Genomic DNA, 12,738 nt, shown 5'->3' on the forward strand with positions numbered 1-12,738 from the left:
AAGGAGAATTTAAAATTTCTCCTTTAAAAATTAAATATACATATTTTTCAAAGTTCATAAGATAAATTTGTATAACGAAAAATATTTATAATGTTATTTCAAACTCTGAAAGTGAATTACCATATCTTAATTCTTTTCTTAAATTTTGTATAACATTATCCATTTTTTCAAGTTCTACAAGTAATTCTTTTTCTTTTTCGGTTGTCTCATGTATTGCTACAATGGCTCCATTATTTATTACAATTCTCTTATCAGCAATCAAAGCTAATATAGGGTCATGTGTTGCCATTAATACAATTTTATTTTCACTTACTAGTAAATCTAATGCTTTTTTTCTATCTATTCCTGCATTTTCAATCTCATCAATCAAAACAATCGGAGATGAACTTAAAATTGCTGTATCTGCAATCATTAACGCTCTAGACTGTCCACCACTTAATGAAGTTATAGGAGTATTTAAGTCAAATTTTTCTCCTGCAAGTTTATTTGCCTCTACAATTATTTTGTTAATTACTTCTTCTTCGTTTTCTACCATTCTACTTTTCGCGTGAAGTTCTATAAATTCATATGCTGATAAATCCATAACAAAATTCATATTTTGAGAAAGTTGAGATACTAATTTATTATTTGCACTTAATCTCCATTTTTTGTCTGCATCTTTTCCATTTATTAAAATTTTTCTATTAGTGGGAGTATCTCTGTCTGCTACCCATTCAATATCACCTAATAGTCTTGACTTTCCACTTCCTGTAGGTCCAACTATTGAAATTATTTCTGATTTATTAACCTTCAATTCATCATAATTTTCTTTATTTCCAAATTTATCTGTACCAGCAAGTAGAGTTATTGAATTTACTTCATCATCTTCAACTCCTAAAAAACTTTTCATTTGTTTTATATAAATTTCTAAGGACTCACAAAGCAGTTCTTCGTCTATTGCAAGTTCTTCTTTTTCATCTTCAGAAAAAGAATGTAAATATTCTGCAAATGACAAATGTTTACTATTTGAAATATCAAAGTTATTTTCTTCAAAGAAAACTTCAACAAAAGGATATTTTTCAATTAATTTTTCTATTTTTAAATTACGCATTTTTATCCTCCAATTTCATTTTTTTGATATTTCCCATTTGATATTTCGCCCCTATTTTCTTTTCTCCCAAGCAGTAAGAACATAATGCTGTTGGCATTGCAAATTTTAACTCCATACCATTAACTGTATTTATTGAATTATTTTCATCATACAATAAGGTACTTAATTCGTAAGTTCCTTGTCCTGTGAGACCATTTATATTCATAACTATAGCACTTGGATTAACAGATGCAACTCTTGATGAAAAAACTTCTCTTTCGGCCTGTGAAACAATATCTCCTTTTGTTATAACAACATAATCCGCACTTTTTAACATCGGACCTATTTTTTTAGGTGTATTTATACCTGATAAATTATCAATAACACAAACTGCTTTTATATTTTTTATATAGGGTGAACATCTATTACAAAGTCCTGCAGATTCCGTAATTAAAATATCTAAGTTATTGCTTATTCCCCATTGAACAACTTCTTCAATATTGGATACAAAAAAATGATCTGGACATAAAGCACCAGAAAGTCCTTTTCTAACTAAAATATTATTTTTTTCATATATTAAATTGTCATCAGTATATAAACAGTCAAATTTTACTACTCCTGCTTTAATTCCTCTATTTTTTAAATTTTCTATTGTCTTTACTATTACACTTGTCTTCCCTGATGAAGGTGGACCTGAAACTACTACCAAATTCATACAAACCTCTATTTTAAAATTTCTTCATTAAAAATCTTTTCAGACTCTTTCATAATTTCTACCATATTATTATTGTGAATATAATCCCAACCACAGAATAAAAATCCATGATCTTTATCCAACATATTATCTACACCATATACTGTAGTAGGAAATTTCCCATTTGAAGAAAGCAATTTTCCAACATTTTCATTTCTAAAAAATTCAACTACTTTTTTTGCTTTTTCATTATCTTTTTTAGCCATTATAAATACGGGACTAATAATTGCACCATCTTTAGGCCAAACAACTTTTAGTGCTGAACTTCTTGATACCATTTGTGTGAAAAAATATGGCGTGATACTAACAAGTGGATTATTTTTTGAATCTCCTTTTTTCTTAACCATTTCAGCTGGATGGAGACTCTTTTTATATATCTTTGCCAATGCCTTGATTCCTCTGATTCCCCATTTTGCGTAAATATTCACAACTAAAGCATTAAACATATCCAAATCAGATAATGGTATTGCAACACTATCTGTATACTCTCCACTAAAAAGTAAATCATCCCAAGAAGTAGGAATTTTTCTTCCATTAAGATTATTTTCATTAACTAAAAACACACAAGGAACTACAGCAATAATATTATAAATATTTTTTGGATCCCTTAAGCATATTTTTTCATTGTCAAAATCATCATTCATTTTTAAATTTTCAATAAAGAATTTTCCTTCATCAAAATATTTTCCAAATTTACTCTTATCAAAAAACAATTCAAATCCTGCAGAAATCATAATATCAGCAACTTTATCAATATTTTCTGAATCTATGTCATTTTCAATCCAATCAATACCTAAATTTGCTGATTTTAATTCGTAGCCAATAGTTAAACCCCTTGTTTTTTCTTCTTCAACAAATTTATCAAAAGCCTCAAGAATAGGAATTTTTAAAGGACATGGTAAAACACCTTTTACAATAACATCTCCTGATACTACTTTTTCTTCTTCAAGAGATTTATCAACAATGCTATGTTCATCATTCAAAAATAAATCTAATTTTTCTTCAAAAGCTACTTTATTTATTCCTCTAACCTTTAAAGCCATATTTAAAGAAACCATCTTACCCATGGTTTTTAACATTTTTTCATTTTTTAATTGATCAAAACCATTATTTATAAAAAACTGTAAAAGTTTTTCATTTCCATTTAAAATATTATATAATTTATCATCAAAATTTATTTTTTTCATAATTACCTCCTAATTGCATAATAATATTACAATAATTTTTTGATTATGTATGTTGCAAATGCAATATAAAGAAAAAAATCGAAAATAATTTTCGATTTTATCTTTTTCTTCTTTTTATTTTTTTATTTCTAAAGTACATATTTCTTAAATATAGTACTCCAACTATTTCTAAAATTCCTAATATGATGATTTCATAATTAGTATAAGATTTTGACTCTTTTTCACTAAGCCCTTTTACATATTTTTCCTTGTAAACTAAATTTGTAATAAGTTCAGTAGGAGCATTATTCAACGTTATTTCTGAACCATTTTTAGTATTATTATATTTAGTATTTGAATTAATAATATATTTATATTCTTTATTTCCAACTAGTTTATATTTAAAGTTCTTAAAATTATCAAATGTAGAAAATGGTGAACTTTCTAAATTCAACTTCATAACATTAATATTATTTACAGTTGTAAGTGTTGATGAAATAGGATATTCTACATTTAATTTTCTTTCAGTTTTTGAATCAACTTGAATTTCAAAGATTGCCACAATTTGTTTATCTGCTGTTGACTTAAGAACTCCTAAACTATCATAGCCACTACCCCCTAAAATCTTATCAAAATTTTCTACATATATTTCATATAAATTATCTTCTGAAAATCTTTGACGAACATTTTCTGGAACTTCACTCAAAAATATAGTCTTTAAGAAATTTTCAACATTAATAGATGATTTTTCTATATTTTCTTTAAATCCAGTATTTACTTGTTTATCTCCTGAATATACCTTGGTCGTTATACTTGCATCTTTTCCAATTGTATATAAAATAGGAGTTTTACTTTTTCCGCTAAACTCATGAGTTAAAACTAAAGTTTTATTATTCTTATTCTCTTCAATCTTGACATCTTCTCCTCCAGATAAAAATAATTTAGTATTATCAGTAGAATATTTTATTGTAATTTCATATTTTAAATTCTCTACATTATTAGATTCTAAATTAAATTTTCTCAAAGTCCCAACATCTTCTTTTTTAAAGTTTACTGGTTCATAAGTCGGAGAATCTACATTATTTATAATCTCTTTATAAAATTCAGTACCAGTTGGAGATTTAAATTTATCATTTAAAAACTTTAATGAATAGGGAACATCTGCTCCATCCATTTTAATTGAAAGTTTACTTAATTTTTCAATACTACTACTAAAAGTTATCCCCATCTTTACAGTTGAACTTTCATTATTTGTACTCTTTAGAGTATAATTAGCCTTATACATTCCATCTAATTTATTTTCATTTGTATTTGCATTAGAATAGTCTATTGTAGATTCACCATTTAGTTCTAAATTTTTAGTGTCAGACAAATTAAAAAGTTCATAAATTCTATAATTATCAGTTAAATTAGTCTTTTCTGCCTTAATATTATATGTATTGCTAAATAAAAAACAAAACAATAATAATATGAGTAAAAATTTATTTTTCATATTTTCCTCCGACTTTTTATATGTGCTATTATATCATTAATACATATTGTTGTAAAGATTATAATACTTTATAAAAAAATCACAGACAATATTATCTGTGATTTTAAATAACTTTATAATAATTCAATTGAATGTGTTTGTTTAATACTACTATCAACAGCTAAGTTCACAGTACAAATCCTTGATGCTAGAATAATCGCCTTCTTTATTTCTTCGATACTTGCATCTGTCTTTAGTGAGTACTTAGTCCTGATTTCTGAATATACTTGATTTTTAAAAGGAGTATTTTCGATATTATCAGTATTTACTACATCAGCTTCAACTTGAATACTTAAATCCTCAAATTTTATTTTATAAAATTTTGAAGATTTAATAAAAGTCAAGACTTTGCAACCAGCAAGAGCTCCCATAAACATAGCTCCTGGAGACATGTAGCCTGAATCCACTTCTTTACATTTTGAACTATGCGTTATTATCTCTTGGCCATTACTTGATAAAATCATTTCTCCATCTTTATCTAATCTTATACTACAAATCATAACTAGAACAACTTTAATATATTACCAATAAATACACCATAGTAATTACCAATAACATATCCTAGAATTCCAACTAGCATTGCAGGAACTACTAATTGATTCCAACCTCTTGCAATAGCAAGTGCTGCAGCGGTAGTTGGCCCTCCTATATTAGCATTTGATGCAATACAAACTTCCTCAATTGAATATTTAAAAATCTTACCAAAAATAAATGAAACAATCATATTTATAACTACTATAAGAACACAGAATACTAATAACCAAGGCGCTTTCATTAAAATAATTTCAATAGATGCTGGTGCACCAATTGCACCAAAGAAAATATGAATTAAGAATGTACCTATTTCTTCAGCACCGGAAACTTTAGCCAAAATTTTTGTGTATGTTGCTAAAATAACTGTAATAGTAGTCATTAATAGATATTTACTGCCTATCAACCCGAATATTAAATCAACAAAAAACTTTAACAATGGTCCCATAGTTTTAGTTTCTGGCTTAAATCCTGAAATAAATCCTCCTAATTCTGTTGAAATTGCAACTATTGCAAATGAAAAAGAAACAACTTTTGCAACATCCAACAGAGAAACATCCTTTTTAGTCCAGAATTGAGCTGCTTTATTTTCTCCTGCAGAACCCAATTTTTCCATTTCATCTTCATAAGGATGAGAGTAATGTTTTCTAAAAAATTTCATTGTAGGAATAATTGTTAAACTTACAAAGTAAATTCCCATAAACAAATTGTCGGCTACTACAGCTGAGCCAAGTAGTCCTTTATCGCCTAATGGAAATGCATCTGCCATAGCAGTTAAGTTCATACTACCTCCAGTATAAGTTCCTACCATCATTGCGCTTAGCTTATAAAGTTCTGGAATAAAGTTTCTTAATAAGAAAAATGCAACAAATGCTCCTAAAATTGTACCAAGACCACTAAGCAAATAAATTCCAATCAGTCTTCCTGATTCTTTCCAAACCTTCTTTAAGTTCGCTTTGAAAAGTAACATAGGAATTGCTAAAGGAACAACCCAACCCCATACTATATCATATGCCTTTGTATCTTCCGCTGGGATAATTCTAAAATTTGATAAAATCATGGTAAAAGCTAAAGCTAGAATACATCCAGTAATTTTACCTGCCCAGCTATAAGTTTGTTCAAGATAAATACTAAATGCAGCAATTGCACATAAAATAGCTAATAATACTAATGTGTTATCTATCCTGATAAGTGACCAATATTTTTGTTTTGACACTTCTTGAGCGAAATATAACATAAAGAATACCTCCTATAAAATATATGGAATGCTTTTCACAATCCTTATATATTATATACTTATCAATTATATTTGTCAAACTCATTTTTTTAAGACATACAGTATTCTATAGCTATTTTTACTATTGTTCTTAAAAGTTTCAAAATCTAAAATTTCTAAAATTTTAAAGTTGTTTTTAGCAATTGATTTTAGTATATCATTTTCCAAATGAATATACTGCCTTTGTCTTTCTTTAATTTTTTCATAGGTATTTTTTTCATTTTTTATAAAAAAATCAATTTCAAAATCAATATACTTTTTATAAAGACTATTTCTCCAAACATAAAATATATCTTCTTCTTCAACAACAAAAGTATTATTCCCTAAATATTCTTTTAATTTAAATTCAGAATTTATATCAAACATTAAAATTGAATTTTCATCCATTTGTCTCTTACAATTTTGTAAAAACAAATCTATTTCATTAATATTTTTCAAATAATTTAAAACATCAAAAAAACAACATATTAAGCTATATTTATTATTAGAAATAAAATTCCTAATATCTCCTTTTAAAATATTAACATTATTATAATCAATCAACTTATTATACGCAATAGATAACATATTTTCGGAAATATCAAAACCATCAACGTTAATTCCTCGTTTTAAAAATTGTGTAGTTAAATTTCCACTGCCCATTCCACATTCTAAGATGTTTTTTACTTCCACGTTATTATTTATACAAATTTGTATAACATTAGAGGCAAGTAAATTATAATCTACTTGCCTTTTCATTAATTCATCATAAATATAAGAAAATTTATCATACATATTTATTAATCCTCATAAGAAAAAATATAAGGAATATTTCTATACTTATTACCATAGTTAAGACCATATCCAACTATAAACCAATCTTCAATTTCAAAACCAAAATAATCAGGAACTATATCGACTTCTCTTCTACAAGGTTTATCAAGCATAACACAAGTTTTAATGCTTTTTGGATTTTTCTTTAAAAGATATTCTCTAATATTTTTTAATGTATTTCCTGAATCCATAATATCATCTACAATAAGAACATCTTTACCTTCAATATCTTCCCTGAAATCAGAAATAATATTAACTGTACCTGTTGAAATTTCTGAATGCTCATAAGAAGATGTAGTAATAAAATCAACAACTATAGGTTCATCTATCTCTCTGACTAAATCTGCAAGAAAAACAAAACTACCTCTTAAAAGACCAATAGCCACTAAATCTTTACCAGCATAGTCTTTTGAAATTTGTTTGCCAAGTTCTTTTACTCTATTGGCAATTTCTTCTCTTGAAAATCTAGTAACCTCTCTTTTGTTCATCAAAATAGTCCTCCTTTGGAATTTTTTTATCATTTTTATTTTTCTCAAACTCTATTTTCTTTTTCTCAGTGTCTTTAATTTCTTTTAAAATCATTAATATTTTATTTAAAGTATATTGAATACTAACAAGTATTATAATTAAAAAAGTCATAAATATTACATTAAAATCAATTTTCATATAATCACCTAATCATTCTTAATTTTCTTAATGCTCGATAAAATTTCATCATGAATATTTTGATATTTTTTCAACTTTTCTCTTTCTTCATTGACAACTTTTTCTGGAGCATTATTAACAAACTTTTCATTTGAAAGTTTAGAAGAAGCCCTTTTTATTTCACCTTCATATTTTTGTAAATCTGAATTTAATTTTTCCAATTCTTTTTCATAATCCACCAATCCATCTAACGGAATATAAATTTTTTGATTATTACAAATTACAACCATAGAATTTGCAATTTCTTCGTCCCTATCCATTACTATAACTCTAGAACAACATGCCAAGAATCTATATAAATGCTCTAATGTAGATGTATACTTTTTAGTTAATTCACTACTTGGAACAAAATATAAATCAGATTTTTTTGAAGGTGGAATATTTTTTTCACTTCTCTTATTTCTAATTGCTGTGATAGTTTCAATCAAGTTTTCAACTTGTCTTTCTTCTTCTATAAACATACTATTTTCATCATATATAGGAAAACTTGCATTGATAAGTTTTTCATTAACATTAGGCATAAAAGAATATATTTCTTCTGTTATAAATGGCATAAATGGATGTAATAATTTCAGAATATTATTCAAAACATATACTAAAACAGATTTTGCAACAATTTTTTTATCAAGATTATCTCCATATAATCTAGTTTTAGAAAACTCAATATACCAGTCACAAAATTCGTTCCAGATAAAATCATAAATTTTAGCTGATGCTAAGCCGAACTCAAATTTCGAAAGATTTTCTGCTAATTCTTCAATGGTTCTATTTAATCTAGTTAAAATCCACTTATCTTCAATTTCTATCTTACTAAAATCAATATTATAAACTTCTTCATCATTTAAGTTCATAAGAACAAATCTTGACGCATTCCAAAGTTTATTAGCGAAATTTCTATTGGATTCTACTCTTTTTTCATAGAACCTCATATCATTTCCAGGAGTATTTCCTCCAACTAATGTAAATCTTAAAGCATCTGCACCATATTTATCTATTATTTCAATTGGATCTATACCGTTACCTAATGATTTACTCATCTTTCTTCCAAGTTCATCTCTAATTAATCCTGTAAAATATACATTTTCAAAAGGAACTTCATTAAGATTGTATAAGCTTGAGAACATCATTCTAATAACCCAGAAAAATAAAATATCATATCCAGTAACCAAAGTATTAGTTGGGAAAAAATATTTTAAATCTTCAGTCTCATTAGGCCATCCTAAAGTTGAAAAAGGCCATAATGCGGAAGAAAACCAAGTATCTAAAGTATCTTCATCTCTTATAAAAGTTTTTCCTTCCTCTTTTGGGTCTGTTCTAGTTACAATTACTTCTCCTGTTTCTTCACAATAATATACAGGAAGTCTATGTCCCCACCATAATTGACGAGAAATACACCAGTCTTTAATATTATCTAACCAATTTATATAAACTTTTCCAAATCTCTCAGGAATAATATTTAACTTTCCATCTAAATATGCTTGTTTAGCAAGCTTTGCTAATTCATTCATTCTAACAAACCATTGTTTTGATATAATTGGTTCAATAATTGTCTTACATCTTTCACAATGTCCTACGGCATGATTATGTGGTTCAATTTTAATCAAATATCCAGTTTCTTTAAGTTCTTTTACAATTTCTTTTCTTGCAACTTCTCTTTCCAAACCAGAAAATTTTCCAAATCCTTTAGCAATTTTACCATCATGGTCCATAATAAGCTTTTGACCTAAATTATGTCTACTTCCAACTTCAAAATCATTTGGATCGTGAGAAGGTGTAATCTTAACACAACCTGTACCAAATTCCATATCAACATACTCATCTGCTATTAGTGGAATTTCAATATTTAAAATAGGTAAAATTAAAGTCTTGCCTACCTTATCCTTATATCTTTCATCATCAGGATGTACAGCAACAGCAAGGTCTCCAAGCATTGTTTCAGGTCTCGTTGTTGCAATTGTTAAATATTCCTCACTATCTTTAAAGAAATATTTAATATGATAAAAATTTCCGTCCTCATCAACATGTTCAACTTCAGCATCTGAAATAGCAGTTCCACAATTACAACACCAATTTACTATTCTATCTCCTCTGTAAATTAAACCATCATTGTACATTTTTATAAAGACTTCTTCTACCGCTTTAGATAAATTTTCATCTAAAGTAAATGCATCTCTTGACCAATCACAAGAAACTCCTAATGTTTTTAATTGATTTTTAATATTTCCCCCATACTTATCTGTCCAATCCCACGCTTCTTTTAAGAATCCATCTCTTCCAAGTTTTTCCTTAGAATTACCATCTTTTTTAATTTTTTCAACAACTTTCGCCTCTGTGGATATAGATGCATGGTCAGTCCCTGGAACCCAAAGAGCTTCATAACCACTCATTCTTTTCCAACGGATTACAATATCTTGAATAGTATTATTAAGTGCATGTCCTAAATGTAAATTACCTGTTACATTTGGTGGTGGCATAACAATAGTATATGGTGTTTTATCAAGATTTACGTGTGCAACAAAATCTTTATCTTCTAACCAACTACTATAAATTTTATTTTCAAAATCTTTTGGACTATAAGTTTTTTCTAAATTTTTCATAAAACCTCCTTATATAAAAATATAATGTAAATAAATGTAAAATTACTAAATTTTTCATCTAGTGACTTTCATAATTAATTTTTACCTAATAAGCTTGTTATCTTACAATTAAAAAAACTTCATCCTACATATAGGACGAAGTTATCGCGGTACCACCTAATTTTCATAAAAATGACTCTCTAAATTTATAACGAAATTACCCGTCTTTCAAAGCTAAAAAGCTACCTTCACAAAAAACAAATTGAATTTTTGCACCAAACAAATTCTCTCTAAAAATTTACTTTAAGTTACTCTTCTTTTATATGCCTATATTTAATTATCTATTTACATAAAAATATTAGATATATTATAACATGTAAATAATTAAATTTCAACATAAATAGTAGCCATAATTTAAAATTTGTTGTTAGGATTGAAAAAAAGACCGGTATTAAATTCCGGTCTAAATTGATTTATAATTAAATTTTACCAACTAAGTCTAGTCCTGGAGTTAGTGTTTCATCACCCGGTTCCCATCTTGCAGGACATACTTTATCTCCATGCTTGAAAACGAACTGAGCAGCTTGAACTTTTCTTAATAATTCTTTAGCATTTCTACCAATTCCATTGGAATTTACTTCGTAAAGAACTATTTCACCTTGAGGATTTACAACAAAAGTTCCTCTTAACGCTTGACCTTCTCCCTCAATTAAAACTCCAAATTGTTCTGAAAGAGCAAAAGCTCTATCTGAAATCATTGGATATTGAATTTTTCTGATTGTTTCAGAAGCATCCCACCATGCTTTGTGAACAAATTCAGAATCAGTAGACACTGAATAAATTTCACAACCAATTGCTTTGAATTTATCATAGCTCAATGCTAAATCTTCTAACTCAGTTGGACATACAAATGTAAAATCTCCTGGATAAAAGAAGAAAACACTCCACTTCCCTTCTAAATCTTTGTTTGATACTCTTATTATATCCCCATCATAATATGCAGGAACATCAAATTCTTCAATTTTTTTTCCAATTAAACTCATACTAATACCTCCTATATTTGCCTTTTTACTAAGACAGTTTAATTATACCACTTTTCAATATTTTCAAACAAAAAAGAGAGCAAAAGCTCCCTTTAAATTTTGTATTAAGAAATATATCCTTCTTTTGATAAGATTTCTTTTGATTTTTCAAGATTTGCATCATTAACCATTACAACAGGTCCAGTACAGCCCATTCCGGTTTTTGCAAATATATTATTTTTCCACAAAGCAACCTTAGCATCTTCAAGTTCAAGAATGTCAATACCACCAATTGTAGCAGTAGCTTGTTCTTCAGCAGGACATTTAACTTCTTCTTCTGATTCAGCTTTTTTAGCACCAGCAGAAGTTATTTTTTCTAAAATAGCCTTTAATCCTGCTTTGTTAGCTTTTTCAAATTCTTTCTTTGAAACTTCTTTGATATTTCCTTTGACTAATTGTCCAGCATAAGTCATAGCATTAGCGATTACAGGGAATCCAGAAGCTCTTGATACTATTAGAACTAATCTATCATATCCTTCACCAATCCCTGGACCATATCCATAACCCATCGCTTCAAATCCACCACCAGTAGTGTATGATGAGAATACCTTCATTAAAAGATTTCCCGTTAATGTATCATTAACCATAACATCTGGAACACCTTGTAATAAGTCATTTCCTCTCATTAATACTCCACCATCAGCTCTATTGGATTCAGCAAAGTTCATATCATATCCGTTTTCTTTTAATTCCTTAAATGCTCTTTCAACAGAAACTGCATTATCAACATTCAAAATACCAACTGTTGGATTTTGAATTCCTAATGCTTTAGCAACAATAACTCCATAGATACCATTTTTAACCATACCTTCTACTCTATGTGCAGAAGAAGTACCAGTTGTTGTTGCAATTATCATTTCTTTTGCAGCAGCCGGAGTAACAACTCTCCCTACAGTAGAAACTCCAATTGGGAAACTATAATGCATAGTAACGCAGCCATCAATTTCTCCACTATCTAAAAGTGATTCCATCTTTTTGTAACCTTCTTCTTCATTTTCAACAACATATTGTTTTAATGAAGTATTAACTTCAGGTCCAATTATACAATATTCTACACTTTTATCTCTTGATTGAGCAAGTTCAGCTCCTTTAACAACATTATCTAATCCATGTTCACTGCCTAAAGTTGTAACAGCAATTCTTGGTCTTGTTCCAAACGCCCCTGTTTCTAAACCGGTAGCAATTTCTTCAAAGACATTACCTATTACTTTTTTTATATCAGACATGAAATCACC

The 12,738-nt window shown here is 27.8% G+C and carries 12 protein-coding genes and 1 other annotated feature; all 12 genes read right to left on the reverse strand.

Annotation, left to right across the window (positions count from 1 at the left end; all coding sequences use genetic code 11):
* Positions 1 to 85: 85 nt before the first annotated feature.
* The 12 genes from VJI93_RS02665 to grdD all read right to left on the reverse strand — a co-directional run bounded on the left by VJI93_RS02665 (position 86) and on the right by grdD (position 12,729).
* Positions 86 to 1,090, reverse strand: coding sequence for an ATP-binding cassette domain-containing protein (locus VJI93_RS02665; RefSeq protein ID WP_323999065.1), 1,005 nt, complete (start codon positions 1,088 to 1,090; stop codon positions 86 to 88).
* Positions 1,083 to 1,784 carry a GTP-binding protein gene (locus VJI93_RS02670; protein WP_323999066.1) on the reverse strand — a complete coding sequence of 234 codons (702 nt, stop codon included), beginning with the start codon at positions 1,782 to 1,784 and terminating at the stop codon, positions 1,083 to 1,085. The genes VJI93_RS02665 and VJI93_RS02670 overlap by 8 nt, the downstream gene beginning before the upstream one ends.
* Before the next feature lie 8 nt (positions 1,785 to 1,792).
* Positions 1,793 to 3,010, reverse strand: coding sequence for an ABC transporter substrate-binding protein (locus tag VJI93_RS02675; RefSeq protein ID WP_323999067.1), 1,218 nt, complete (start codon positions 3,008 to 3,010; stop codon positions 1,793 to 1,795).
* Between the two features lie 97 nt (positions 3,011 to 3,107).
* Positions 3,108 to 4,481: a hypothetical protein gene (locus VJI93_RS02680; protein ID WP_323999068.1), complete on the reverse strand. Its 1,374-nt coding sequence runs from the start codon at positions 4,479 to 4,481 to the stop codon at positions 3,108 to 3,110.
* A 113-nt stretch (positions 4,482 to 4,594) separates the two neighbouring features.
* The gene (locus VJI93_RS02685; RefSeq protein ID WP_323999069.1) at positions 4,595 to 5,020 is read right to left on the reverse strand and encodes an OsmC family protein; all 426 of its coding nucleotides are present in this window, start codon (positions 5,018 to 5,020) and stop codon (positions 4,595 to 4,597) included.
* 2 nt (positions 5,021 to 5,022) lie between these two features.
* Positions 5,023 to 6,288 (reverse strand): DUF819 family protein, encoded by a 1,266-nt coding sequence (locus VJI93_RS02690; protein WP_323999070.1) that lies wholly within the window; start codon positions 6,286 to 6,288, stop codon positions 5,023 to 5,025.
* A gap of 81 nt (positions 6,289 to 6,369) precedes the next feature.
* On the reverse strand, positions 6,370 to 7,101 hold the full coding sequence (locus VJI93_RS02695) for a class I SAM-dependent DNA methyltransferase (RefSeq protein ID WP_323999071.1): 732 nt from the start codon (positions 7,099 to 7,101) through the stop codon (positions 6,370 to 6,372).
* 5 nt (positions 7,102 to 7,106) lie between these two features.
* A complete protein-coding gene (hpt, locus tag VJI93_RS02700) occupies positions 7,107 to 7,628 on the reverse strand; it encodes a hypoxanthine phosphoribosyltransferase (protein WP_323999072.1) in 522 nt (173 codons plus the stop codon).
* Positions 7,606 to 7,806 carry a hypothetical protein gene (locus tag VJI93_RS02705; protein WP_323999073.1) on the reverse strand — a complete coding sequence of 67 codons (201 nt, stop codon included), beginning with the start codon at positions 7,804 to 7,806 and terminating at the stop codon, positions 7,606 to 7,608. Before VJI93_RS02705 ends, hpt begins: the two co-directional genes overlap by 23 nt.
* Positions 7,807 to 7,814: 8 nt before the next feature.
* Positions 7,815 to 10,442: a valine--tRNA ligase gene (locus VJI93_RS02710; RefSeq protein ID WP_323999074.1), complete on the reverse strand. Its 2,628-nt coding sequence runs from the start codon at positions 10,440 to 10,442 to the stop codon at positions 7,815 to 7,817.
* 128 nt (positions 10,443 to 10,570) lie between these two features.
* Positions 10,571 to 10,754 (reverse strand) — a binding site (T-box leader).
* Between the two features lie 146 nt (positions 10,755 to 10,900).
* Complete coding sequence (gene ahpC / locus VJI93_RS02715; protein ID WP_323999075.1) at positions 10,901 to 11,464, reverse strand: alkyl hydroperoxide reductase subunit C; 564 nt, start codon at positions 11,462 to 11,464, stop codon at positions 10,901 to 10,903.
* 104 nt (positions 11,465 to 11,568) lie between these two features.
* On the reverse strand, positions 11,569 to 12,729 hold the full coding sequence (grdD, locus tag VJI93_RS02720) for a glycine/sarcosine/betaine reductase complex component C subunit alpha (protein ID WP_323999076.1): 1,161 nt from the start codon (positions 12,727 to 12,729) through the stop codon (positions 11,569 to 11,571).
* Positions 12,730 to 12,738 lie beyond the last annotated feature (9 nt).

The organism is Parvimonas sp. M20, assembly GCF_035282425.1.
In the GTDB taxonomy this organism is placed as follows: Bacteria; Bacillota; Clostridia; order Tissierellales; family Peptoniphilaceae; genus Parvimonas.